Origin of the sequence: uncultured Vibrio sp., from assembly GCF_947488985.1 — a bacterium.
GTDB lineage: Bacteria > Pseudomonadota > Gammaproteobacteria > Enterobacterales > Vibrionaceae > Vibrio.
This window is the reverse complement of the sequence record NZ_CANLBV010000054.1, coordinates 1-25,764: the sequence shown is the minus strand read 5'-3', so window position 1 is coordinate 25,764 and position 25,764 is coordinate 1. Positions and strand designations below refer to the sequence as shown.

Here is a 25,764-nt window from a genome sequence, read left to right as displayed (position 1 = left end):
AAAGGGAAGATAAAACGTTTTGATATTCATCAACGAGTGCCCACACAGATTGATAGGTTTAAATTGTTAAAGAGCTTTGCTTATCGAAACTTTCTTTTTACAAAGAAACCCTTGAAAGCGGACGTGGATTCTAGCGATTTAATCTTAAGTGTCAAACACTTTTTAAAATTAATTTCTCTCGAACTTTCCGTCTTACTGATTACCGCTGAAGCCTTGTGGCGTCTGCCGTGTCAGTGAGGCGGCATTATAGAGATCATCGAAAACATGGCAACCCCTTTTTTGATAAAAATTCAAAAAAACCACTGAAGCGTCTACTTTTCCATCAAAACCTTCTTTTATAGGCTAAAGACCATACAATTATTACTATAACACTTAAAACTTTGCGACAAGGTCTTTCGAAAAAGCCTCTATATCTAGCTCAATGCTCCATTTCTCACTCAGTTCTAGGATGTTATCTAGCGATTGCTGAACTGTTTTTATCGTCAATGTGTTGTTGTCTAGGTCGTATACCTGTTTTTGCGTGGTGTAATAGAAGTAAAGGATAGTCAGCGCGTCTCGGTCGCCTTGCTCTGCTTTAGGTTGAATACGCTTGAGCTTACGATAGATTTGATTATGAACTTGTTTAAGGTTCCATACATAAAGCGCTTCTTTGAAGTAATCATGCCCTTTTACACGGCTCGCGATAAATGCATTCAATGCGACTGATAAGATCACACCTAATACGTTCAAGTGGAAATTACCTGTCGATTCACCGGCGATTGATTGTCCTGAACCGAATAGGTCAATCAGTATGGTTCCGAATACAATGGCGAACACGGCGAGTGAACCAACCAACGAAACCAACAACAGGTTCATCTTCTTTCTATATTCTTGTTTATTGATCTTTTGTAACTTCATCGACTACTTCCTTATGTAAGTCACCTAATAATTTGCGCATACTATCTACGTAAACATTGGGTCGCTTCAACCCTTACCATCTTGTAATGTGGTCATTCTCTATTTAATACGCAGAGTTCTTCTGGTTGGCGCTATACGCAACTCTATTTGACTTCATTAATAGAAAAGAGTTACATACCGCCATAATTTTGGTTATTCATCCATTAATGGTGGTAAAGCCCGTTGTGCTTTATCACATACTGACAAGGTACATTCCATGCGTTCATTTGTATTACGTGCTCGCGCTGCCCCTACAGAAAGCAAACTTATTTTAGAAGGTGTTGGGCAAGACGCTCATACTGAGATTCTGGCTCATACTCTGATGAATACGATCTTCGTTGCCCAATCTCACCGAGAGAATGTCACCGTACACCTTGTATTAGAAAGTACTAAAGACTTTTCACGTACGATCACTTTCGATTCAAACGAGATCACCAACATTGGCGGCTTTCATGAATCGGCACTGTTATCAGCGGTAATAAGAGCGGTTGATGCTTCTCAAGGTATGAGCAAAGAGCAGATTCGTCAGGTTGAACCTGGGATCGTCGTTCGTACTATAAGCTTTGAGAAGTTAGTGAAAGAACTAGCTGAAGACCACCAGCTATACATGATGGACAAGAAAGGCGACTTTATCCGTGATGCGGAGATTGCTGAAAACCCATGTTTCCTTCTAACTGACCACATCCCTATGCCGAAGAAGAGCTACAACAGCTTAAAGCGTCTGGGAACAGAGAAAATCAGTTTAGGTCCAAACATGCTGTTCGCTTCTCAGTGCGTTGTGTTGATCAATAACGAGTTAGACATTAGAGGTTTTTAGTTTTTCGATAGCCCTCAAATCATACCATTACGAAGCCCACAATACCTTGCTGGGCTTTGATATCCCCTCTTCAATCAGTTTCTCCAATAAATTATCTTTATTTCATTGTATCCTGCGTGCATTGCTTAGTTTTCAGGGTTGTTGCATGAAATTCCAGAGCAATACCTCTCTCTAACTCTTTCAATATTATGAATTTTGTAGATCCCACCTATACTCAATCCAATCAACTATTTTGCTTCAAGGGTACAGGATGAGCGTATTTACCATATTCTTCTGCGGCACAGGATCAAACTCAGAAGACAATAATCATAAAAACTATATGTCAGGTGAGTTGATTTCTACGCTAGCGAAGAATACGACTGGCAGAGACATGATTGACTACATTCAAGTGGATGGCGTTGGCAGTGGGAATCAAAACGAATGGTTGAAGCAAGGCAAAGATGACACCTATTCCGGAGTTAAGGGAACGTTGCTAGGCAAAGGTATCGACAGCAACATGCGTCATGTGCTGAATATCTTGCGCGGGAGCCAACAAGATAACAATGACTACTTGAAGCGAGCCAAAGGGCTGCTCAGTGAATCTCGCCCAGAAAAATCAGCGTGGCCTTTCGCAACCAACCAGAAGTATCAGGATTGGTTGAAAGATTCACAAGCACTGGCAGTCGATCTAAAACAAGGTATCGCGGCTCGCCAACAGAACATAGCGATTGAACGCCAAACTAAGCCCATTAGCCAAGTTAACATCGTAGGCTGGAGTCGTGGTGGTGTGAGTTGCTTTGAATTGGCGAACCGAATGCTCAAAGATCCCAAACTAAGCCATATTCCAGTCAACATCTTTGCCTGTGATCCAGTTCCCGGTGGGATAAACGCATTCAAGGATTACAAATTACTGGGCAAAAACGTTAAACAGATCGTGTGCGTTTTCGCTGAAGACGAACGGTCACTGGCTTTTAAAGCAAGAATGCCCCGCTTGTCCCCTTCAACTAAATACTACACAACCTACATGCCAGGTCGACACGGTACTTTGGTAGGGAATGCAAACACTTCCGGCGGAAGCAAAGGCGCGGGATTACTTACCGGCCCTGGGTTGGTGACAAGAGATTTCATGGAAAAGGTATTAACGGGTTGGGGCACGCAGCTTAAACCAAGCACGACATTGAACTTCTCTCGACAACGCATTATCGAACTGTACGAGCAAATGCGCAGTCATGAAGAGTATTTCAATCAAATGCACGGCATGACTTACACGGCAAAGAACAGACTGTTATGGACAAGCAAAGATAGAATCGGCCAGCAGAGAGAGCGCCGATATGGCATTCCGATGTATCGCTTTCAGTTCCCCGGAATCACTAACAATTATGGCGATGCAATTAATCGCCACCACTGTGATGTTTTGGCGACTAATGCTTTCGCAGCACACGGTACTTCAGCGGCAATACCAAACCCAGTCTGATAGGTAGGGGTTGTTAAACTCATTTCAGGGCGGATAACCTAAGCAAAAAAAGAGCTCAACTGAGTGAGCTCTTTTTTATTATCTGTATCTTGTTATCAATCGGGTTATCTAGGAATCAGACCTGATTAACCAAAGATGAAGCTGTATAGGAAGCCTGCCCCCATCGCCATGCTTAGGATAACGAATAGGAATGCTGCAATCATTTGGTTTTTGAAGATTGATTTAAGCAAGATAACTTCAGTCAAACTTTCACCCGCACTACCAATGATCAATGCCATTACCGAACCTAACGCCATACCTTTCTGAACTAGAGCAGCACTTAGTGGAATTACCGCTTCAGCACGAATGTACAGTGGAATACCAATTACAGCCGCTACGGGAATCGCATACCACATACCTTCACCAGCGTACTGTGCAATTAAGTCTGTAGGAATGAAGCCGTAGATGAATGAACCAATCGCGATACCCATCATTAGGTAAGGGAAAACTTGTTTGAAGTCTTTCCAAGTTGAGAACCAAATTCTCATCCAACGGCTAGGCTCTTTCTTCTCTACGATTTCCACCGTTGCGCTTCCATCCGCTGAGCAGCATGAAACAGTAACTTGTGGCTCTTCTTTTTTAGAATCGCAGCAAGATGTCTCTTTCGCCATTACTGGTGCAGGTTCGCCACATGCACTTGTACCACATGAAGATTCAACTTTTACTGGTGCAGCTTTCTTAGGAGCCGAGTCACCACAGCTAGTGCCACAGCTTGAAGCTGAACCTGTTGATTCATACGCTTCTGCTTTTACGTAACGCTCAAAACCTAGTTTTTCTAGTGCGTAACCTGCCACTACCGATACCGTCATTGCTACTAGGAAGTAGAACACAGCCACTTGCCAGCCGAACGTAATCACGAACAAACCAATGATCACAGGGTTCAATAGTGGGCTACCGAATAGGAACACCATCATTGGACCGAAACCCGCTCGTGCACGCAGCAACCCTTTTAAGAAAGGAATAGTCGAACATGAACAGAAAGGCGTAATCGCACCCAGTAGCGCTGCAACCACATAACCCTTACCGTTACGCGAACTCAGAATAGATTGAATCTTCTCTGGTGTAAGAAAATCTTGCAGAATCCCAACAATGTAGCTGATTGCCAAGAAAAGGATGATTAGCTCTACTGCTAAGAAAGCGAACATGTCAAGTGCGTCTTTTAGCATTGTTAATATTTCATTGCTCATAATTAACTCCAAACTGGATTGAAGGTCGGGCTCTATGAGAAAAGTAACCAACCCTTAATTTCGAATATTCTCGAATTATAGAAATAAACAGCTACAGATCAAGCGTCATTTCGATGAAAATCGAAATGACTTTCGAAAACCCAGTTTTTCAATGACTTACACAGACACCGTTTTTAAATTTGAATTCGACATACATTTCGACTAACATCGAAATTAAATCTTGAGGAGTTAATATGAACTTAGAAGTCGTTGCGAAAGCACTTAAAGAGTTGGGGCACCCTATTCGCCTAACCATTTATAAGAGTGTCGTTAAAGCTGGCTACCAAGGCATTGCAGTTGGCGGCCTACAAGAAGAGCTAGGTATTCCCGGTTCTACCTTGTCTCACCACATATCAAGCTTGGCGTCTGCGGGCCTAATCAGCCAAAGACGAGAAGGAAGAACGCTATTCTGCGTGGCGGAATATGAGTGCCTAGAAGGTGTGATTGATTTCTTACAAGATGAGTGTTGCGTAAATGAACAGTGCAACTAAGGCATCTTTGAATAAGACACCTTTGAAGCTAGAACAAGTCTGGGCCGAGTATCAGCAAGCATTAAAGTCTTTCCTGCGCTCCAAGGTCAGCAATGTAGCGGGTGTAGACGACTTGCTTCAAGAGATCTTGATTAAGACGTATCAGAACTTACACAAAGTCCAAGATGCAAGCAGTGTGAAATCGTGGCTATTTCAATTAGCTAATCACACGATCATCGACTTCTACCGTAAACATGCACGCCAACAGCGTGACAGCCAAATTGATGCTGAAGACTTGTGGTTTGCCGATTTAGACCACGACACTGAGTTTAAACAGAAGCTTTCGTTGTGCATTGAACCGTTTATTCAAGCTCTACCAGAACAAAGTTCATCGCTACTGCTTGCTGTTGATATCAAAGGCCAAAGCCAGAAAGAGATCGCAGAAGCGCAGAAGCGCAGAACGTCAGCTACTCAACGGTGAAATCTCGTGTACAAAAGAGTCGTGAGGATCTTAAAAAACTGTTTGAGCATTACTGCCACCTGTCCCTTGATAAACAAGGCAATGTGATAGATTGCGCACTTAAACCGGGGACGGATTGCAGCAAGTGCTAAGCTTTGCGCGGGATCACTCATCATTCTGACTATCCAGCGAAATAATCACAACACAGCCAAAATAACCAACCCAACTAGCTCATCTTGCAACGCAACATCTAGGTTATAAACCATTTATGGTGGTCATGCATAACACGCATAGATTAAATCACAAATGGTCATTTGATACATACCCTACAGATGATTATCATGCGCGACTTCTTACCCTATTGAGCGCATGTAAACACCCTATGTTTTCACAATCTCTTTTTGCCCAATTGGCCAGAATGACGCTATTTCTCGTCATTAGCTTGGTGATTGTGCATCACAGCCAGCCATTGATTGATCTCTTGGCTCAGCATGCCGTCAGCAGTGGATGCCACCAGCAGTCCGCGCATGAACATTCAACGCACGAGCGTTCTGGGCACGAGCGTCACCATGAAATGACCGGCCAGCACATGTCTGTGCAAGACCATTCGCATCACCATTAATTTAAGAGTATTAGAATGAGCATTTTCCGTTTTCCTTTATTGGTATGGCTTGGGATCGGCACACTTATTATCAGTCTAGGGATCAGACAATCATTTGGCATCTTCATGCTGCCTATCTCTGAGCATTTCGGCACAGGTCGCGAATTTTTCAGCTTCGCTATTGCCTTACAAAACCTGTTGTTTGGTGTGTTCCAACCCTTTGTTGGTATGGCGGCAGATAAATGGGGCGCACGACGCATCATTATTGCCGGCGCATGCGCTTATGGTTTAGGTCTTCTTCTTACCTCCATTACTACCGAATCAAGCATGCTTCACATTTCACTTGGCGCATTAATTGGCCTTGGATTGAGTGCAACGAGCTACGTTATTGTGCTAGGCGCTGTAGCGAAAGTTGTGCCAGCCGAGCACGCGGCAAAAGCATTTGGCTTAACCACTGCGGCGGGTTCATTTGGCATGTTCGCGGTGATCCCGGGCGCGCAATACATGTTGAATCAATTCGATTGGCAAAGTGCAATGCAAGTATTTGGCACACTGTGTTGCTTGATGATCGCTTTTGCACTGTTCATGCGTGCGCCAAAAGCGGCATCCAATCAATCAACGCAAACAGAAGACGATCAAACACTAAAGCAGGCGCTGTCGGAAGCATATAGCCATAGAGGTTACTGGTTAATTCACGCTGGTTTCTTTGTGTGTGGTTTCCATGTCATGTTCATCGCGACACATTTGCCAAGCTATCTAGCAGACAAAAACCTACCCGCGAGCAGCGCTGCTATGGCACTGGCTTACGTTGGTATCTTCAACATCTTTGGGTCTTACTTCTGGGGTGTGATGGGCGATAAGTTCAGCAAACGTCATGTGATGTCCGCATTGTACTTAATACGTACCGTGGTTATCGGCGCATTTGTAACTCTACCTGTGACTGAGTCCACCGCCGCTATTTTCGGCGCTGCAATTGGTTTCTGTTGGTTAGGTACAGTACCACTAACATCTGGCTTGGTACGTCAGATCTTCGGCGCACGTTACCTATCGACTTTGTACGGTTTGGTTTTCTTCACTCATCAAGTAGGCAGCTTCTTGGGTGCTTGGGTTGGCGGCCTGATATACGATTACTACGGATCTTACGAGCCAATTTGGTGGTCAACGGTAATACTGGCATTTGTGGCTGCTCTTATCCACCTACCGATCAATGATAAGCCAATTGAGCGACAATCACTGGCAACCGCTTAAGGTCAAAGTCGACGCTATAAGCTTTAGGTCTAGGTCTAGGTCTAACTTAAAGGTTTATTGCTGAACTCCCCCACCAGCATTAAATCTACCGACATTCCAATAAAGAAAGTGAGTATTGAAGGCGCACAACCTGAGATATTCGCTCTCTTTTTTTAGGTGACAATATTGATGATCAGCCTCAATATTCACGTTATCCTCACCGAATAATAAGACTATTTTTTTGCTTTTAATTTATAGTAGCCGCTCTCTTAATTAACACTCATCTGTAGGCTCATGGAATACATAGATCAAACTGCCCTTATCGCAATGGCACTCATTTTTGTCGGCTCATTTGTACAAACCGCAATCGGCTTTGGTTTGGCCATTGTTGCTGCTCCATTACTGTTTTTAATCTCGCCCGATTATGTACCTGCGCCTATCTGTTTGGTCGGCCTATTTATCTCTATATTCAACGCGTTAAAACACCGTGCAAACATTTCGATTGGCGGTTTAAAGGTCGCATTACTTGGACGCATTCCGGGATCATTAGCGGGTGGTGCTTTATTGGTGATGGTTTCAACCAGCGTGCTATCACTTTGGCTAGGGTTATTGGTGGTATTTGCGGTAATAGCCAGCCTTCTGCCATTTAGACTTGAGCCAACCCCAACCAAGATGGGGATTGCAGGCTTCTTCTCTGGATTCTTTGGTACCAGTTCCGGCATTGGTGGGCCACCGATGGCGTTACTCCTGCAGCACCAAGACGCAAACCAACTTCGAGGCAACCTTTCTGCGTTCTTTGTGTTTAGCTCTATTATTTCATTATTGGTACAGATCCCGATCGGCTTCTTTACTCTTCACCATTTGATCATCACGCTACCTCTGCTGCCCGCAGCTTGGTTAGGCTATAAAGTGGCTATAATAACCACACAAAGCATACCAAAAGAGAAGATACGTATCGGTTCTTTAGTGCTATGCACGGTCAGTGGCCTTAGCGCGATTTGGCAAGGTTTAGCGGGCTAGCTCGAAGCAGAAACATCGATAAAGCAACAAGCACAGATCCACCACCAAACTATTGAAAGGGCGTTCCATGACATACGATGAGTTCAATGCATTCTGTGAATCACAAGCAGCCACCAGCTATGTAATGCAGTGGAATAACTCTCACGTTTGGAAAGTGGGAGGGAAGGTATTTGCGATTGGAGGTTGGGGACCGAACGACGAGCCTGCATTTATCTTCAAAGCGTCCGCTCAGAATTTCGACTTTCTAAAAGAAGAGCCCGGTTATAAACCCGCGCCTTACTTTGCTTCGCGTGGTATGAAATGGATTCAGCTGTTTGAAAGCACACCAGAAAGGGATGAAGAATTGAGATACTACCTCACTGAATCACACCGAATTGTCTCTTTAGGGCTAACCAAAAACAAACAAGCAGAACTCGGGCTCAATCAGTAGCTAGAATTTCTGCTTGTTAATAGATCACCTTTCAAAACTTAGGCCGCTCTAAGGAACTTGGGCAATAAAGGCTCTATTTTTTGCGTTGGCACTAGTGGCACCAATAGATAGATGAGACCCGCAAAAGCGATAGACGCCGCGAGATCTTCTGGGCGATGCATACCAAGCCAAACTCGGCTATAAGCCACTCCCCCTGCCCAAGCCAGCAGAACACCAACCAAATAAAAGCGCTTTGCTTCTAAAAACACCCCCCCAAAAAACGCCAAACAGACACCAACGAAAATCATATGCCCCGATGGAAAAGAGTAATCGGTTTCCCCCAACCAGTGGCGCGATCGCCAGTCGCTCACTGCCTCTTGGACAGATTCAATCGCGGCATTCTTTTCAGCCAAAGGGAGTTCATAAAACAGCTCTGGGATTTCAACGACTTCTTGTGTCACTAAATATTCAGAATAAGGTCGAGGGATCTCTGTTGAATACTTGAGGAACGTCTTAGCTGCGAAGCTGATCACCAACAACAGACCAAGTTGCAAGAAAAGACTCACTAACTTCGCTTTAGAGAACTTCAGAGTGAGTAACAGCAGAGATAAAGCCGCTAACGTCAATAAAAATCCTTGATTGCCCGCAGAATAACTGACAAATGTCATCAGTGCGCCATAAAAAGGCAACACAGCCCCACCTAAGTCGAAGTCGGAACCAAAGATCATCAGTGGCAATAGAGAATACAAACTTAGGGCGAGCAGTAATAAACCTTTTGATTTGTGAGAGAGCATTGGAGTCATCGCTAAGAGCTTTCAGATAAAGAGATGGAATGCTATCGCAGCTTTGCATCGCCAATATCAATTTTATGTCAAAACGGTCAGCAAACTGTCATGGTGTAACAAGAACAAATAATTGGAACGATTTAACATTGACCAGACCAATTAATGCAATCACCTCTCATAAGATCACTATCAGCATCAGCGTCCACTGTAATCATACACATTAGCTAATAAATTCAGTGAAATACGACGTAACGTGCGCAGCGATACTTGGCGTGTCGTCGAATGACTATGATGACAAAGTGAACAATTAGTAAGTTCTTAGGTTAGAATCTCAAAAATTTTGTTGTCAGTCCTTTAAATCCATTATTGAAAGGATTACCATCAGCTCCGCTTTTAAAGCAAAACAAATTATTAATTTTTATTCTCAGGGCGGGGCGAAATTCCCCACCGGCGGTATATCCTTAGCATAATCTAAAGATAAGCCCGCGAGCGCTCGATTTATCGAGGTCAGCAGATCTGGTGAGATGCCAGAGCCGACGGTCATAGTCCGGATGAGAGAGAATGGAAACACACTCGTTGACGTTAGCAAGGCGCGCCTATTTATTGGGTTCATGCCTCCAACTCGAACGGGTGCATTTCGTTTTGGATAAAACCATAATGAGCTAAGGCCAACTTGTAATGAGTCAGCTTTGTCGTACTCGGTTTACATCCCTCATACAGCCCTGATTCTGGTGATATTTTAGGAGTTTAACCATGAATCAGTCTTCACTACTTGCCGAATTTGGCGAACCAATCACTCGCGTTGAAAACGCACTGCAAGCTCTGCGCGAAGGCCGTGGTGTACTGTTACTCGATGACGAAGATCGCGAGAACGAAGGCGACATCATCTACTCAGTAGAACACCTAACCAATGCTCAAATGGCACTTATGATCCGTGAATGCAGCGGCATCGTGTGCTTGTGTCTAACTGACGAGCAAGCAAACCAACTAGAGCTTCCACCTATGGTTGTTGATAACAACAGCGCAAACCAAACTGCGTTTACGGTGACTATTGAAGCGAAAGTGGGCGTAACAACAGGTGTTTCTGCCGCTGACCGTGTAACAACGATTAAGACAGCTGCAAACCCAGCAGCTAAGCCTACTGACCTTGCTCGCCCTGGCCACGTATTCCCACTGCGCGCTCGTAAAGGTGGCGTACTTGCTCGCCGCGGTCACACAGAAGGTACTGTTGATTTGATGCAAATGGCTGGTCTTCAGTCAGCGGGTGTATTATGTGAAGTAACCAACCCAGACGGCACAATGGCAAAAGCGCCAGAGATCGTTGCTTTCGGTAAACTGCACAACATGCCAGTACTGACCATTGAAGATATGGTGATGTACCGTAACGAGTTTGACCTTAAGCTTGCGTAACGATCCACTCATGCAGACACGCGATGCTAAATAGCGACCACTGACGCTCGCGAACCGCCGAAAGTAAACATCAAAAGGCCCCACTCACCGTTCATTACGACGACTGAGGGGGGCTTTTTGTTTTTAATGCCTTCCCATAAAGTACGTTGACCGACTAACTTATGCTTACAGACTGACTTATATCGGTAAGCTGATTTATGTTGATAAGCTGATTGATGTTCGTAAAAGGTGTCGATTGCCCCCCCCCCCCCTATCTGCCTGGTCAAATTCCGTACAAACTCTCAAAAAATGCAGCAAAAATTGAAACATACTCACTCTATTGGTGATCTAGTGCACCAATATCGAACATCAATAAATTCACCAAAAACATAAAGCACTGAAATGTAAGATCTAATTTATTGGCACAGTTCGTGAAGTACCACTAAGTAGGTATACGAATATTAGGAGTTGAATATGTTTGTAGTTATTTCAGTTGGTTTATCCATTGCAGTACTTGCTGCGCTATTTCATTTTTCCAAAAAGAGACAAACAGGGCTGTCACACCGCTACGAAACCTTAGTGCTACTCAGAGAATTATTGTTGCTATCACGCAAACATCGCGCGGCAACCCATTATGCTCTGGCTTACAAGTTATCCAGCGACTCAATTCGTAAGGTCAACGAAATTTACGACGACATCCTTGAGGTGTCTGGATTGCTGCAATCACATGTTTCGTTCGATAGCCGCCCTATGTATCGTATCTATCATCTTAAGCTGATTGCGATGCACAACGATTGGCAAAATCGCAGTTTGGTGCGCAACCAATCGATTCATGGCAAAACCATTCGCCATAGCATGTTCTTGATGGATGAAGTGATGCTCATCTGGTTGGTTCAATCTGAACGAGAAGACATGAGTCGCGAGTACCACATGAATTGGCAACAAATCTTAGATTGCATGGAGATCCTAACCAAGCTCAGAATGTGCATCCCTGATATGGATAAGCCCGAGCAGTACTTAAGGTTCAAGTTCTACGCGTCTCAAACGCACCGTAAGCTTAACCAGTTATCGATAATCTGCCCTATCAGTAGTGGTTCACCCGTTTGCACACGTGCAATGCATGCACTCACCGAGATCGCATCAAGCAATGAAGCGACTCAACCTGCAGACAGTATGTACGAACTAACCAGTGATATATCGAGCGTCGTATCACAAGTCTACGACCAAGTATTATCCGACATGACCAGAAGCTTATATCAGCCTTTACCGGACATTAACGATAAGGCGATACACACCCGATTATCCGTATATTAATGCGTGTAAAGACTTCGTGAGAGGAGAGCATGCTGGAACTCTGAATTCTTGAGTTACAAATCCGATATCACCCTTGATATCGGATTTTTGTATTTATGGAACATCACACACTTCTGCTTGTCTGTTTTAAGATCAAATATCTACTTATAATTAAAAATCAACGTACTAACGAAGGACAAGAACAAGAACAAGAACAAGAATGAATATACCACGTAATTAAACCAAAGGCAGATGCCCCGTTTTGACGAAAATAATGGTCTCTTCTTCGACAAATGGGAAATGCTCACTCATGTGAGGGCTGCGTATCCAAGTGTGTTTAGGGTACTCGCCATACTCATCTTTAAAGGTGCCAGAGAGTACAAAGATCTCTTCGCCACCGAAATGACGATGCGGCTGAAAGCGTTCACCAACTGGCCATTTCACCAAAGCGACATGTTCATGCTCAAACTCATGCAATGGCATCACTTGTAAGCCGCCACTCCCCGCTACCCATTCTGTTTCCAGAGTATTGATACGAACTTGAGCGAGATCTCTTGGATCAAATTGATTGAGTTTAACCAAGATCGTACAACCCTTTCTGCTTGAGGGTGAGTGCGCACTGCCCGGTGGGTTCCGGAGATAAGTGCCAGCGGGAAAATCTCCGGTTTCATCAGAGAACACGCCATCCAATACCAAGATCTCTTCGCCTTGCGGGTGCGGGTGCTCAGAAAACGAAGACAGAGGATCGTACTTCACCACACTGGTTGTGTGACCCGATTCTTTTTGTTCGCGTTCTAGCGGCTTGCGCCATACCCCTTTGGCAGGGCTAACTATCCAATCCAGTGATGCGGTTTCAATCACCAACCTCTTTGCAAAATCCATATTTAACATCGTAGCAGCCTTATTCTTGTCTGGTCGTTATTGGGTTTGATCTTTATTCTAAGTTAAAAATGATAAAAGCAGCAGCGTAAGTGAATACTTACTAATGTCATGCAATGCCAAAAATGCTTACCAAGCGATCACGATTTTTTGCAAGCAAGTCTCAACTGACTGGCATCTGCTCAAAACGGCTTTTCACAAAATCAATGAAGGTTCGAATTCGTCTGGGTTGATATCGATCTCGATGGTAGATAACAGAAAAATCCACCTTAGGCACTATCCACTCATCAAACACCTGCTCTAGTTGTCCGTCATTGAGTTCTTGTAAGCAATAGATGATTGGCACGCGAATAATTCCGTTACCTGACTTCGCACCTTGCACCAACACTCGGCCATTTTTACATTGCAACCTGCCCGTCACATGCACATCGACCTTATTGTTAGTTTCGTCCAGCGCTTGAAAAATCCATTTACGTACCGAACCCGTTAAGCAATCATGATGGATCAGATCTTTGGGATGATTAGGCTTTCCTTTACGAGCAAAATACTCAGGGCTCGCGAGTGTTCCCATCTCAATGTCCAAAAGCTTTCTTGCGATAAAGCCCGCGTCTTCTATGCTTCCCATGCGAAAAGCGATATCGAACGCGTCTTCAATCAGATCCACTCGGTGGCTACTGAAATCAAGGCTGATGCTGATGTCGGGATAGAGCAACATAAACTCATTAACCAGTTCCGCAATGATCACTTCTCCGAGGTAACCACCAACGCAGTTGACCTTGATATCACCACGCACCTCCTCAACATCATCGATGGCGGCAATCAGGGCTTGGTCGATATTATCGAGCGCCTGTTCGCATTTCGCATACAGATCTTGCCCCGCGTGAGTCAGCCTTAAAGTTCGAGTGGTGCGGATAAACAACGTCACACCCATCTGCTTTTCTAGGCTACTCACTTGGCGTGATACGTGGGATCGAGACACATCCAACTCCTGTGCCGCTTTGGTGAAGTTGCCTAAACGCGCAATAAGTACGAAGGAACGAATATCAGACAGGTTAATTTGATTGAGCATGGCCGCCAGCTTACTTGTGAAATTTAAAAAGAGATGAAGCTATCAAGTGAACACCTTTATTGTTGCACCACAGCAACAGTGTTTCAAGTAAAGCACTATATATCAACAATGCTATTTTCCTTAATATACCTCCATCGCAACGAAGCAAGACAACAAGCACTTGATTCGAATGAACTTAAACAATACATCGTAGCCAACCGACGCAATAAAAGTACAGAGGAAATAAAATGAAAAAACTGATCGTAATTACAGGTGCAAGCTCTGGTATTGGTGAAGCAATCGCTCGTCGTCTAAGCGATGAAGGCCACCCTCTGCTACTTTTAGCTCGTCGTGTTGACCGCCTTGAAGCACTAAACCTACCAAACTCTCTATCAGTAAAAGTAGACGTGACAGACAAAGCGTCTTTTGATGCAGCAATCGCACAAGGTGAAGCGAAATTTGGCCCTGTAGACGCGCTTATCAACAACGCTGGTGCAATGCTTCTTGGTCAAATCGATACTCAAGACGCTAAAGAGTGGAAGACAATGTTCGACGTGAACGTAATTGGTCTTCTAAACGGCATGCAGTCTGTACTTGCTCCGATGATGGAACGCAACACAGGTACTATCATCAACATCAGCTCAATTGCAGGTAAGAAAACATTCCCAAACCATGCAGCTTACTGTGGTACTAAGTTCGCGGTACACGCTATTTCTGAGAACGTTCGTGAAGAAGTTGCTGCTTCAAATGTTCGTGTTACGACTATCGCACCGGGTGCGGTAGAAACAGAACTTCTGTCTCACACTACATCTCAAGAGATCAAAGACGGTTACGATTCTTGGAAAGAAGACATGGGTGGCGTACTGGCAGCTGACGATATTGCTCGCGCTGTATCATTCGCTTACCAACAACCACAAAACGTATGTATCCGTGAAATCGCTCTAGCGCCGACTAAGCAACAGCCATAGGCCTTTGCTATCGCGACTAAATCAGCGATGAATAAGCTATGAACTAAAAAAGCGCCACGACTTAACAAGTCGTGGCGCTTTTGTTTTGATTCAATCTAATTGCTAGCAATAAGCGAGATTAGAAGTCGACTATGACGGTTGACTGCTGTTTTATGAAAAATCGATGATGGATAGTAGACGCCAACACTAACAGCCAACCGCTTTGGCTAACTTGGATCAAAATAGGGCAAGCCAATATACTGGCGCATTAATTTGGTGCATCTATATACAACTGACTTAAGCCTTGTTTAATATTCAACGAGTTACACTTGGCTTAGTGCTTGCAAGTCTAGGTTCATAATCATAAATACATTAAGGTTCTGACCATGCAAGACACTGTAACAATCGTTCTAGCCGGCGGTGTTGGCTCGCGACTTTCCCCTCTCACCGATAACCGCGCAAAACCCGCAGTACCCTTTGGTGGTAAATATCGTATCATCGACTTTACGCTAGCGAACTGTCTACACTCTGGGCTGCGCCAAATTCTGGTTCTGACTCAGTACAAATCTCACTCTTTGCAAAAACATTTAAGAGATGGTTGGTCGGTACTTAACCCCGAGCTCGGCGAATACATCACCAACGTTCCCCCACAAATGCGCACTGGTGATAGCTGGTATAGCGGTACTGCCGATGCGATTTATCAAAACTTGTATTTGTTATCGCGCAGCGAAGCCAAGCATGTGGTGGTGCTGTCGGGCGACCATATCTATCGCATGGATTACGCCCCAATGCTGAAACAGCATAAACAGAATCAAGCTGATCTGACGGTTGCCTGTATGGAAGTGTCGATTGATGAAGCCAAAGAGTTTGGTGTGATGGAGATAAACGAATCTCTGCAGATCAATAACTTTACCGAGAAGCCACGCTACCCAGCCTGTGTACCCGGTCGTCCAACACGAAGCATGGCATCCATGGGGATTTATATCTTCAATAAAGAAGTGCTGACACAAGCCTTGCTGGCGGATGCAGAAGATCCAAACTCAAGCCACGATTTTGGTAAAGACATCATTCCCAAACTGGTGAGCAATAACAGTGTATACGCTCACAAGTTTGGTGACGAAGAAGGCCGAGTGACCCAAGATGCTTATTGGAGAGATGTCGGCACCATCGACTCTTACTACCAATCCAATATGGACTTGTTAAAACCAACCTCACCTATTGACTTATACCAACCCAACTGGGCCATTCGTACCTACGAGCCGCAACTGCCACCCGCACGCACCATCGCATCGGTTGAAGGCAACCAAGGAATATTCATCAACTCGATGATAGCTAACGGGGTTGTGATCGAAGGGGGGTCAGCACAAAACTCTATCTTCTTCCCTAAGGTTAAAGTCAGCAATGCCGCCATTGTGATTGATAGTATTTTGTTTGAGGATGTAGAGATTGGCCGCAACTGCCACATTCAAAACTGCATCATCGATAAGAACGTGAAAGTACCCGATGACACTCAAATTGGCGTCGACTCAGTTGAAGACGCCAAACGCTTCCACATATCTAAGCAAGGTGTCATCGTGGTGCCGTCTTCCTATCAATTTGAATAGCGAGCTCTTTTAGAACAATATAAAATCGAAAAACTAGATACGAAAAAGGCAGCGAATTCGCTGCCTTAATTAAGTGGCGGCCATTCAGCTTGCCAGCCAATATACTACACCAATAGTAGTAAATAACTGGTCACTTTAGAATGGCCCTAGCTCGATCATTTGAGCAATCACAACAGAAATCAGCGCGCCTGCCGACCAGAACAAGAATAACGGTAAGAAGAAACGAACCCACTTGGTGTAAGGCACTTTTGCTATCGCCAATACCGCTAACAAGCCGCCGTTGGTTGGGTAGATGTAGTTAGAAATACCATCACCCAGTTGAGAAGCCAGTACCGCAACTTGACGAGTCACATCACCAATATCAGCCAAAGGAATGATGATTGGCATCGTGATCACCGCTTGGCCACTGCCTGACGGAATGAATAGATTGATCGTCGCCTGAGAAAAGTAGATCCCTGCTGCAGCAACTAACTTAGAGCTGCCAGAAATGATCTGCGCAAGGTAGAAGATAATCGAATCGACAATCTTCGCATCTTCCATAATCGTCAACACTGAACGTGCAAAGAAGATGATCAGAACAGCGACGAGTACATCACTCACTCCTCTCGTCCAATATTCACAGATCTTGTTTGGAGATAAGCCTGCCACTAAGCCCGGGATGATCGCCATCGCCACGAACGCGCCCGCGATCTCGGTGAAACCGAAACCCATCGCTAATGTGCCGTAAATCATGTATGCGAATACGCCCAAGAACGCGATACCCGCACACTTTTCACGTACTGTTAGTGTTTTAACTTCTACACTAGATTCGTAGTGGTAACCCGTACCATGCAACAAACCTTTACTTGGATCTTGCTTTACTTTACGCGCGTAATTCAGCACATACCAGGCACCAGTTAAGAGCATGAACATACCGACGATAAAGCGATACCACATGCCAGAATACATCGGCAATTCAGCGATAGAGTGAGCAATACCAGTAAAGAATGGGTTAGCTAGCGCCGCCGCAAAGCCAGCACAGCTCGCCAACAAAACAACGCCAAGCGCTGTCATTGCGTCATAACCCAGCTTGATGCAGATAGGGATCATCAAAGAGATAAAAATCACATCAAGCTCACGCATACCCGTAAAGGTTACGTTGAAGAAAATCGCTATCATGATCACAGGGGCAATCACATACAAGCCCTGTTTCTTAAGCTTTGTGGTGAGCGCCACAACCGATGCGTCTAATAGACCCATGTGTTTGATAATGCCAAACGCACCACCAACAAACACCACAACACCCATCACGCCAGAAGCAGAAGTAAAGCCTTTAAAAAATGATTCAAAAAAGGAGGCTAACGTTGTTGGATTATTGGTTAACAGTGTGTAGCTGTCTGGGTCGATAACCGTACGGCCATCCATCACAACTCTCTCAAATTCACCAGCAGGGATGAAGTAAGTGGCAATTGCGGCAACGATCACCATGATAACCAGAGAAAGAAACGGGTGGTTTACCTCTCTCTTGGTCGAATCTGTGTTACCAGATGTAGGTACGGAGTTAGATACCGTAGTCGTCATATAGACTCCTTACTTGTCAGCCACTAAGAATGACTTAGTCGCTCAGTAGATTTAGGGAAAAACGAACCCCGTCCGCAGAACAGGGTTGTGTCTAAAAAGGTCTTTGATAGATGGCGCTCTCAAACGTACTTTGGTTGTAGAAGACAATCCCACAACCCAACAGTGGAGTCGTAAAACTCCCCTTTTTGCGTCCGAGCAAAATGCAGATGTTCAGCTAAGTTAGGCTAAACTGAATGAGGTCATTACGATAAAGTAAACAGAAAGTCTGTTTTCGTAATGTTTTTTTTATCAATTACAAAGACAAGCGGCGGATACTACCACAACAAGCCGTAAATTGTCAGAAAAGCGTGAAGTTTGTCATATATTTCTCGTAAACATAAATGCGGTCAATGACACTCAAGCGTCTTTTCTAGATTTAAGTCTTTGCATTTCAACATTGAACGTACCTTGTACCTACCAATACATGAGTACAGCAACCCAAATTTTGTTGTAAAAGTCATCAAATGGGTCAAGTAACAAGTTCGGGATGATAAAAACGATAAAGGGAGATCCACTGGCTATAATACCAATCACAATAAGTAAGTGATCAGAAATAGCGCAGGAAAAAGCTTGAGAACAAGGCTGCTCTTTTCAACAAGAAATTTCGATAAGTAGTTATTCTACAATCAAAAATTGTAGCGCAGTTATCGATCGTTTTAACAAGCTAGGGTGAGCCGTTATTTACTACGATTGGATGAGCTCAAGGTCAGAGCAAACCATCGAGGATGGAGTTTTTTTGAACATGTATTGAAAACACGAAACATAATATGCGAACAGTTAATTGGACTTTCAAGGGAGGAAACAGAGAATATTTGATAACACTGAGCTAAATCACACATGTGTACTTTCTCTATTGGTTAATCTATCCGTTATTTGCTACGTTTAAATGACACAGTCATTGGAAAGGTATGATTTATGAAAGTAAACGTTCAAACACATCACGTATCAATTAACGACGACTCACGCAAAGACATCGAAGGTAAATTCGAAAAGATATCTAACCATTTTCCATCACTGATCAGCAGCGACATCATCATCACCAAAGAGCATAATCAACATCAAGTTGAAGTATTCACTAACTACGAAGGTGTGCGTGTAACAGCGAAAGCGACAAATGACGTTATGTATCCGGCTATCACATCAGCACTCAAAAAGCTAGAAGCTGGCCTAAGCAACCGTAAAGGACAATTAAAAGCCGATCTACATGAGAAGCCAACCAGCACCAAGCCAGAGATCGCTTCAGACATCATACAAGAGATGAAGCTGGTATAATTTATCAAGCCGTTAAAGCAAGACTAGTCGGTAAAATAGACGAACAGTTGAAGCGTACTAACAAATAGAAGCTTGTTCAGATTTTCAAAGCCAGCACATGTTGCTGGTTTTTTCGATCGGTTTGAAGCACGATTCAATCCCACTTTCAGCTCTCGCTCTCAGGAGTTGAAAGTAAAGTCTAAGCCGAAGTAGACAATTACTTCTCTTTAATTAACAGACAATTACTTCTCTTTAATTAATAGATGATTACGGTTATCACGGCTCTTTTTAATCAGCTCGTTGCTTTCGTCAATGTCATCTGACTTTGCTAGGCGATCATAAAGCAGCACATTAACCGTGGCGGCTAGATTCATACAGCCGACAGTTGGCACATACACCACATGATCCGCTCTATCTGCAACATCTTGAGAAATAGAACCGTCTTCAGGGCCAAAAATATAGATCGCATTTTCAGGGTGTTTAAAACGCGGTAGCGGTGTGGCACCTTCCGCCAATTCCACACAGACGAGCTTGGTTTGTGGATCAAGGTTATCTAAAAACGACTCGACACCCGTTAGTGGAATAGTACGCGCCGCACTCTTGGTATCGGTATGAAATTTAGCAGCTTTTTCGTAGCGTTGCCCGGTGTATTTAACTTGGTCGACTTGGTAGCAACCAGCCGCACGCATCACAGCACCCACGTTTGTCGGGCTCTTTGGGTTAGTTAAACCAATAGTCACATGGCTTTTGTTCATGAATCTTTCTCACTTAACGAATAGGCATAGCAGGGGGCTACAAAGCGTCGCATTCTACCAAAGCAGCGGCAAATTCAAAAGCATCGTCACAAACCACGCTTTTCGTCATTAAGCCCGTAGTTGAAGGCTTCTAACATCAAGAATCTAACCGCCATCATGTTTATAAAACAAAAACATTTTTGGGTAACAATTCAATCACAAGTCCATTTACATTTTAAAACCACATTAATAATGTGTTGGGAGTAGTATGAAATAATCACAAAGGAAGCGTGACATGACCCTAACCATCAAAAACCGCCTTTATATTCTCTCTTTCATTCCGTTGCTACTAATGGCAATTGGCATGATGAGCGTGACGTATATGAAGAGCACCGAGCTAACCGCACAGCAAGTTGAATCGACGCGTAGCAATATGATGGCGATGAAAGAGAAGGAACTCAAAGCGTGGCCGAGACATCTAGCATGTCTTCTCGCGCTGCGCAGGTTGACGAAATTACTACAGGGCAGCGTGAAGAGACAGAACAAGTTGCAATGGCGATGACTGAGATGACCACAACAGCGCAAGAGATCTCAAGCAACGCAAGTCAAGCCGCTGATTCCGCTAAGCTTGCAGAGGGTAATGCAAAAGAAGCGCAACAGATCGTAAACGCAGCTGCAGACTCGGTGGCAGGTCTGGCGAGCGAAGTATCAGAAGCGAACACCGTTGTGTCTCGTTTAGAAGGCGATGTGCAGAACATCTCCTCTTCGTTGGCGGTGATTCAAGACATTGCCGAGCAAACTAACCTACTCGCGTTGAATGCCGCAATTGAAGCTGCGCGTGCGGGCGAACAAGGCCGTGGCTTTGCTGTAGTAGCCGATGAGGTACGTAAGCTAGCAAGCCGAACTCAAGAGAGCACTGGCGACATTCACAAGATGATTGAGCAACTTAAAGCCGCCTCAGATGCTGCTGTGAAGGCGATGGACTCAAGTCAAAACCGAAGTGCGCAAACCGTGGAAGAAGCGAATGCCGCAGCCGAAGCACTGGCGAAGATCCAAGAGTCGATCGATACCATAATGGACATGAACTCGCTTATTGCTACAGCAACTGAACAGCAAAATATTGTCGGCCAAGAGATATCTCAACGCATCGTGGTGATTTCTGACCAAAGCTCACAATCGGCCGAACTCGCGAATCAAAACCGTACTGGTAGCCAAAACCTCAACAGTCGTGCAAATGAGCTGTACCACTTAGTAGATCGTTTCACCGTCTAATACATTTTCGGTTTAGTAAGCCGTAGTCAAACGCGACTTAACCCTAAAACACGTTGAGCTTCTAGACAGGTGGCGTTAAGCGGACAATCTTGACACTTGGGTTTAGGGTTACAGAGCTGCTGACCATGTTCGACTAACAAACCATGATAGTAGCCGTACTTTTTGGTATCCAGAGGGATTACGGTTTCCATCAAGGCTCGAAATTTTTCATACGATTTAGGTACATCGAGTCCATTACGAGTGAATATCCTTCTTGCGTACGCATCAATCACAAAAGACGGTTTACCTATCGCATAAACCAGAATCGCGTCAGCTGTTTCACCACCGATTCCTTTGACTTCCAGTAGCTCTTTTCGGAGCTGATCTTTGTCCTGCTCACGAACCACCGAAATATCATATTGATACTTTGAGAACCACTTTGTTACGGCCTTCAACTTAATGGCTTTTTGATTGTAGTAGCCACTAGAACGAATCTTTTGGGCAAGGTCATCAAGACCCATATCGGCTACTGACCTTGGGGCGCACTTATCGCCTAAATTGGTGAGTGCTTTCTCAGCGTTCTTCCAGTTGGTGTTCTGAACCAGAATAGCGCCTAACACTATCTCGTAAGGGTCTTCCCTTTGCCACCAATCAAAATAGCCATAGTGCTGCTCAAGGGTATTAAATACATCGAGTATCAGCTCACTTTGATTACTAAGATCCTGGCGGCCAACAGTCATACACTAATCCAATTGCTCAGAAAGGAAGTCCACTAACAAGCGAACCTTTGAAGATAAGTTGCGGTTCTGAGGATAAAGCGCCCAGATCCCTTCTTTATCGTCTCGGTAATCAGGCAATACCTCGACCAATTCTCCCGAATCAAGATCTTCACTCACGTAGTAATCTGGTAATTGAACCAAGCCAACACTCTGCTTCGCAGCATCCAACAAGGCCAAACCACTATTACACTTAATGCGTCCGTTAACACGAACTGAGCGAGGGCGTCCATTCTCTTTGAAGCGCCAATGCTCAAAGCCACCAACCAAGCATTGGTGATGGCTTAACTCAGAAAGCGTATGCGGCTCACCATAACGCTCAATATAATCAGGGCTAGCGCAGACGTAGAGTTGTCGCTGAGAGAGTTTCTTGGCGATAAGGCTGGAATCCTCTAAGCGGCCTAATCGAATCGCGACATCAACCCCGGAATCGATAAGGTCAAGCTTTTGGTTGGTCAGCATCAACTCCAACTCCACCTGTGGGTGCAAGGTTAAGAATTGATGAAGCAATGGGGCCAGTTGACGCTCACCATATGTCACGGGGGCTGTGACTTTCAGCAGCCCTTTCGGTGTCGATTGCATCTGTGTGACAGCGAGTTCTGCAATTTCTAATCCCTCGATCAGCAACTTACATTGCTGATAGTAGAGCTGTCCGGCCTCAGTTAACGAAACCTTACGCGTCGTTCGATTGAGTAGTTTCACCGCGAGTCGCTCTTCAAGGTTCGCCACTCGGCGGCTGATCTGAGCGACGGATGTGGCAAGTTTCTGCGCAGCCCCCGTAAAGCTTTGCCGCTCTGCCACCGTAACAAACTCAGTCACCCCTTCCCAATTGGCCATACACCTTTACCCTATAATGAACCATGATCACCCACACAGTGTATGGAAGTTACCAGTCCGTGTCACTTGCTTGGTAAGCATGGGTCACTTTGCCTAACACGCAAAAGCCATAATCCTCACTGAGGTTGAGCGATAAACTAACCGTATTCTAAAATTTACACTTATTTGCCGCCGATACACGCAAAGACTGGAGAAGTGTTAGAAATAACACCATAATATACAGCTCTAAAATAAGTAGGTAAGAACATGAAAATTTGTGGTGTTGAAATCAAAGGTAACGATGCAGTCATCTGTCTTCTTTCTCTGTCAGATGGTGTATTTAACATTCCCGATTGCCGAGTTTCAAAGGTTGCGATTAGCGACGCAAACGACACACAGAATATGAAAGACTTTCAATTTTCTTTTGCAAAGTTGATGGAAGATTACCAAGTAGAAAAGGTGGTGATTCGTCAACGCCAAACCAAAGGCAAATTTGCGGGCGGCGGTTTTGGTTTCAAACTAGAAGCAGCCATTCAGCTGATCGACGGCCTAGACGTTACAGTTGTATCTCCAAATGAGATCAAAGAAAGCCTGAAGCGAAATCCACTGATGATGAAATTCAAAGAAACGGGCCTTAAACAGTACCAAGAAGCACCGTTTACAACGGCTTACGCTTGCTTAATGAAGCGCTAATCAGCCGTACTGCTCATTGATGCAAAAAGAGCCTGAATCATCAGGCTCTTTTTGTTGGCGGCTATTTGTCGGAGTCTATGTTGATGGCTTTATCGACAGGAGTTTCTGTTGAGGCTCCTTTACCACTGATTTCTATACGACAAATTGTTTTAGCCTACGCTGTTGCTCTTCTGCTAACCGTGCCAGCTCTTCTGTCGCAACCGAACTTTGTGCGATACCGGCAACGTTTTGAGTGACCACATCCGATACGACTTCTACGTTCTTAGAGATATCGTTGCTGACTGCAGACTGCTCTTCAGAAGCCGTGGCCACCAGAATGTTCACCTCAGAGATGGAGCCAACAGATTCAATAATAGAAGAGAATGACTTAGATACCGATTCAACGGCCTCTTTCGATTGTCGAACAAGCTCAATATTGCTCGACATCTCGACATTGGTTGATTCCGATTTTTCTTGTAGTCTTTCGATCAAGGTACGAATGCTTTCCGTCGATTGCTGAGTTTTACCCGCTAAGTTTCTTACTTCATCGGCAACCACAGCAAAACCTCGACCTTGCTCTCCGGCACGAGCCGCTTCAATCGCTGCATTCAACGCCAACAAATTCGTTTGTTCAGAGACACTGCTGATCACATCAATCACTGAGTTGATATCCAGTGAGTAAGCTTTCAGCTCCTCAAGCGCCTCTGCAGTGCTGTTGACTGAATCTGAAATTTGACCAGAAATCACTTCCAGAGCATTGACCGCGGCGTGACCATTCGATACTGAATCACTCGCGTTGCCCGCTTGTTGCTCGGCATGATTGGCATTTTGACTCACTTCTTTGGCCGTCATAGACATTTCATTTATCGCGGTCGCGATCTGTGTCACTTGGTGACTCTCTTCTTGCGCATTAGCTGAGGATTGCGTCATCACCGCGCTTAATTCAACTGATGATGCGGCTACACTTTCGGCAATATTAGATAAGTCACTGATCACCAGTGCTAAGCTATCTGCTGAGCGGTTGTAATACTTAGCCAATACGTTAGCTTCGTTTTTGCCTTCAACTTCAGGTAGCCTTGTCGTCAATTTTTGCTTAGATAAATCTTCAAGTGCATTACATACCTGATTGATTTTGTTTGAAATAAAATTCGACAATACCAAACCTACACTGAAAGAAACACAAATAACAATCAACAAAATACCAAGCAATAGATAGACCGAGTCAGTGATTTCACGCTCTGCTTCATCAACTTCAGCAAGAAGATTCTTAGCAAACATATTGGTTCTGCTTGATAATGTATTTCTAATTAACACGCTAAGTTCTAGACCTTCTGAGAGAAATTGGTCACGTTCGAGTTGCGAAACGAAACCACTGTCATAATCATCAAAAACCTGTTTAGCACGTTTATGGTGCTGATAATACGCCTCAATATTATCCACATAACTTTGTTCAAAAGCGTCTCGCCCCACCCGATCAAACAGATTTTGATAGTCGCGATACCAGCGCTCCACTTTATCACCATAAGCTTTCCTGCTCTCCTGAGAATAAACAGAGGTTGATAGATCAAGCCTCAGTTGCCAGAACGGGATGGTCTGTTCATCCATAATATCAAGAACAATATCAATAGCTTTGTCAGTCTCAACTGTTGATGACTGACTAACATTGAGCAGTTTATTGGCTGAATAGCCTATTGATAGCGAGACAATCGCAAGTGAACACACCGTCAGCAACAAAATGAGCTGCTTGATAGTGAGATTGTTGAACAACTTTTGCATTGATACTTCCCTAATGATTACAAATTGACAATAATGTTGACATCTAAGCTCAACAAACTAACCATTTTGTTACAACTTTTCTCGTAGGATTTTTCTTACAGGCTCACTATTTATAGCTGTTATTTACAACCATTTCTTAGACGTTATTTACAAAATAATATTTAGAGGTCGTTTACAGTAAGCAAGCCTATACTCGTTCAACTTGAAGAGGCTTTGTTGCGTAAATCGAGTGAACTAAATCAGAATCGTACGATCAGATCAGAGACATTCTCTTATTGACTCCGAT

General features: G+C 44.3%; 24 protein-coding genes, 2 pseudogenes and 1 riboswitch. Of the genes and pseudogenes, 16 read left to right on the top strand and 10 right to left on the bottom strand.

Features of this window, described 5'->3' with window-relative positions; translation table 11 throughout:
* A partial coding sequence (locus Q1A70_RS12630) for a hypothetical protein (protein ID WP_299691647.1) occupies positions 1 to 237 on the top strand: 237 nt, incomplete at its 5' end.
* Positions 238 to 372: 135 nt separating this feature from the next.
* On the opposite strand, the gene Q1A70_RS12625 is transcribed toward Q1A70_RS12630, so the two are convergent.
* Positions 373 to 897: a DUF3087 family protein gene (locus Q1A70_RS12625; protein ID WP_299691650.1), complete on the bottom strand. Its 525-nt coding sequence runs from the start codon at positions 895 to 897 to the stop codon at positions 373 to 375.
* A gap of 256 nt (positions 898 to 1,153) precedes the next feature.
* Here Q1A70_RS12625 and trmY point away from each other — a divergent pair, with 256 nt between their 5' ends.
* Together trmY and Q1A70_RS12615 are read left to right on the top strand one after the other, a co-directional pair.
* Entirely contained in the window at positions 1,154 to 1,753 is a 600-nt protein-coding gene (trmY, locus tag Q1A70_RS12620; protein ID WP_299691653.1) for a tRNA (pseudouridine(54)-N(1))-methyltransferase TrmY, read from the top strand.
* A gap of 250 nt (positions 1,754 to 2,003) precedes the next feature.
* Positions 2,004 to 3,206 (top strand): hypothetical protein, encoded by a 1,203-nt coding sequence (locus Q1A70_RS12615; protein WP_299691656.1) that lies wholly within the window; start codon positions 2,004 to 2,006, stop codon positions 3,204 to 3,206.
* 125 nt (positions 3,207 to 3,331) lie between these two features.
* On the opposite strand, the gene Q1A70_RS12610 is transcribed toward Q1A70_RS12615, so the two are convergent.
* Positions 3,332 to 4,432 carry a permease gene (locus Q1A70_RS12610; protein ID WP_299691660.1) on the bottom strand — a complete coding sequence of 367 codons (1,101 nt, stop codon included), beginning with the start codon at positions 4,430 to 4,432 and terminating at the stop codon, positions 3,332 to 3,334.
* A 233-nt stretch (positions 4,433 to 4,665) separates the two neighbouring features.
* On the opposite strand from Q1A70_RS12610, the gene Q1A70_RS12605 reads away from it, so the two are divergent.
* From Q1A70_RS12605 to Q1A70_RS12580, 6 genes and pseudogenes are all read left to right on the top strand, one after another.
* Positions 4,666 to 4,962, top strand: coding sequence for a metalloregulator ArsR/SmtB family transcription factor (locus tag Q1A70_RS12605; RefSeq protein ID WP_004733042.1), 297 nt, complete (start codon positions 4,666 to 4,668; stop codon positions 4,960 to 4,962).
* A pseudogene (gene sigZ / locus Q1A70_RS12600) lies at positions 4,946 to 5,553 on the top strand (RNA polymerase sigma factor SigZ). Before Q1A70_RS12605 ends, sigZ begins: the two are co-directional and overlap by 17 nt.
* Positions 5,554 to 5,783: 230 nt before the next feature.
* Positions 5,784 to 6,023, top strand: coding sequence for a hypothetical protein (locus tag Q1A70_RS12595; protein WP_299691663.1), 240 nt, complete (start codon positions 5,784 to 5,786; stop codon positions 6,021 to 6,023).
* 15 nt (positions 6,024 to 6,038) lie between these two features.
* Positions 6,039 to 7,250 (top strand): MFS transporter, encoded by a 1,212-nt coding sequence (locus Q1A70_RS12590; RefSeq protein WP_299691665.1) that lies wholly within the window; start codon positions 6,039 to 6,041, stop codon positions 7,248 to 7,250.
* Between the two features lie 273 nt (positions 7,251 to 7,523).
* Positions 7,524 to 8,249: a sulfite exporter TauE/SafE family protein gene (locus Q1A70_RS12585; protein ID WP_299691668.1), complete on the top strand. Its 726-nt coding sequence runs from the start codon at positions 7,524 to 7,526 to the stop codon at positions 8,247 to 8,249.
* 67 nt (positions 8,250 to 8,316) lie between these two features.
* Positions 8,317 to 8,679: an MmcQ/YjbR family DNA-binding protein gene (locus Q1A70_RS12580; protein ID WP_299691673.1), complete on the top strand. Its 363-nt coding sequence runs from the start codon at positions 8,317 to 8,319 to the stop codon at positions 8,677 to 8,679.
* A gap of 38 nt (positions 8,680 to 8,717) precedes the next feature.
* On the opposite strand, the gene Q1A70_RS12575 is transcribed toward Q1A70_RS12580, so the two are convergent.
* Positions 8,718 to 9,461: a phosphatase PAP2 family protein gene (locus Q1A70_RS12575; RefSeq protein ID WP_299691677.1), complete on the bottom strand. Its 744-nt coding sequence runs from the start codon at positions 9,459 to 9,461 to the stop codon at positions 8,718 to 8,720.
* Positions 9,462 to 9,859: 398 nt separating this feature from the next.
* Positions 9,860 to 10,010: riboswitch (FMN riboswitch) on the top strand.
* 186 nt (positions 10,011 to 10,196) lie between these two features.
* On the opposite strand from Q1A70_RS12575, the gene ribB reads away from it, so the two are divergent.
* Both ribB and Q1A70_RS12565 read left to right on the top strand, forming a co-directional pair.
* Complete coding sequence (ribB, locus tag Q1A70_RS12570; protein ID WP_299691680.1) at positions 10,197 to 10,853, top strand: 3,4-dihydroxy-2-butanone-4-phosphate synthase; 657 nt, start codon at positions 10,197 to 10,199, stop codon at positions 10,851 to 10,853.
* A 453-nt stretch (positions 10,854 to 11,306) separates the two neighbouring features.
* On the top strand, positions 11,307 to 12,146 hold the full coding sequence (locus tag Q1A70_RS12565; protein WP_299691683.1) for a hypothetical protein: 840 nt from the start codon (positions 11,307 to 11,309) through the stop codon (positions 12,144 to 12,146).
* A 216-nt stretch (positions 12,147 to 12,362) separates the two neighbouring features.
* Here Q1A70_RS12565 and Q1A70_RS12560 read toward each other — a convergent pair whose 3' ends face one another.
* Positions 12,363 to 13,016, bottom strand: a complete 654-nt coding sequence (locus tag Q1A70_RS12560; protein WP_299691686.1) for a cupin domain-containing protein — start codon at positions 13,014 to 13,016, stop codon at positions 12,363 to 12,365.
* Positions 13,017 to 13,167: 151 nt separating this feature from the next.
* On the bottom strand, positions 13,168 to 14,073 hold the full coding sequence (locus Q1A70_RS12555; protein WP_299691689.1) for a LysR family transcriptional regulator: 906 nt from the start codon (positions 14,071 to 14,073) through the stop codon (positions 13,168 to 13,170).
* Between the two features lie 227 nt (positions 14,074 to 14,300).
* Between Q1A70_RS12555 and Q1A70_RS12550 the strand changes: the two genes are divergently transcribed.
* Together Q1A70_RS12550 and glgC are read left to right on the top strand one after the other, a co-directional pair.
* Positions 14,301 to 15,020 (top strand): SDR family oxidoreductase, encoded by a 720-nt coding sequence (locus Q1A70_RS12550; RefSeq protein WP_299691692.1) that lies wholly within the window; start codon positions 14,301 to 14,303, stop codon positions 15,018 to 15,020.
* A gap of 365 nt (positions 15,021 to 15,385) precedes the next feature.
* Entirely contained in the window at positions 15,386 to 16,603 is a 1,218-nt protein-coding gene (gene glgC, locus Q1A70_RS12545) for a glucose-1-phosphate adenylyltransferase (protein WP_299691695.1), read from the top strand.
* 135 nt (positions 16,604 to 16,738) lie between these two features.
* Here glgC and Q1A70_RS12540 read toward each other — a convergent pair whose 3' ends face one another.
* Positions 16,739 to 18,163 (bottom strand): YfcC family protein, encoded by a 1,425-nt coding sequence (locus Q1A70_RS12540; protein ID WP_299691697.1) that lies wholly within the window; start codon positions 18,161 to 18,163, stop codon positions 16,739 to 16,741.
* Between the two features lie 954 nt (positions 18,164 to 19,117).
* Between Q1A70_RS12540 and raiA the strand changes: the two genes are divergently transcribed.
* Entirely contained in the window at positions 19,118 to 19,474 is a 357-nt protein-coding gene (raiA, locus tag Q1A70_RS12535) for a ribosome-associated translation inhibitor RaiA (protein WP_299691699.1), read from the top strand.
* A 221-nt stretch (positions 19,475 to 19,695) separates the two neighbouring features.
* Here raiA and Q1A70_RS12530 read toward each other — a convergent pair whose 3' ends face one another.
* On the bottom strand, positions 19,696 to 20,208 hold the full coding sequence (locus tag Q1A70_RS12530) for an RNA methyltransferase (RefSeq protein ID WP_299691702.1): 513 nt from the start codon (positions 20,206 to 20,208) through the stop codon (positions 19,696 to 19,698).
* A gap of 444 nt (positions 20,209 to 20,652) precedes the next feature.
* On the opposite strand from Q1A70_RS12530, the pseudogene Q1A70_RS12525 reads away from it, so the two are divergent.
* Positions 20,653 to 21,459: pseudogene (locus Q1A70_RS12525) on the top strand (methyl-accepting chemotaxis protein); the annotation flags it as partial.
* A 26-nt stretch (positions 21,460 to 21,485) separates the two neighbouring features.
* On the opposite strand, the gene Q1A70_RS12520 reads toward Q1A70_RS12525, so the two are convergent.
* Together Q1A70_RS12520 and Q1A70_RS12515 are read right to left on the bottom strand one after the other, a co-directional pair.
* Positions 21,486 to 22,178: an endonuclease gene (locus Q1A70_RS12520; protein ID WP_299691709.1), complete on the bottom strand. Its 693-nt coding sequence runs from the start codon at positions 22,176 to 22,178 to the stop codon at positions 21,486 to 21,488.
* Positions 22,179 to 22,181: 3 nt separating this feature from the next.
* Entirely contained in the window at positions 22,182 to 23,051 is an 870-nt protein-coding gene (locus Q1A70_RS12515) for a LysR family transcriptional regulator (RefSeq protein WP_299691712.1), read from the bottom strand.
* Positions 23,052 to 23,297: 246 nt separating this feature from the next.
* On the opposite strand from Q1A70_RS12515, the gene Q1A70_RS12510 reads away from it, so the two are divergent.
* The gene (locus tag Q1A70_RS12510; protein WP_299691715.1) at positions 23,298 to 23,723 is read left to right on the top strand and encodes a DUF3010 family protein; all 426 of its coding nucleotides are present in this window, start codon (positions 23,298 to 23,300) and stop codon (positions 23,721 to 23,723) included.
* Positions 23,724 to 23,855: 132 nt separating this feature from the next.
* Here Q1A70_RS12510 and Q1A70_RS12505 read toward each other — a convergent pair whose 3' ends face one another.
* Positions 23,856 to 25,478, bottom strand: a complete 1,623-nt coding sequence (locus tag Q1A70_RS12505; protein ID WP_299691718.1) for a methyl-accepting chemotaxis protein — start codon at positions 25,476 to 25,478, stop codon at positions 23,856 to 23,858.
* Positions 25,479 to 25,764: the final 286 nt, after the last annotated feature.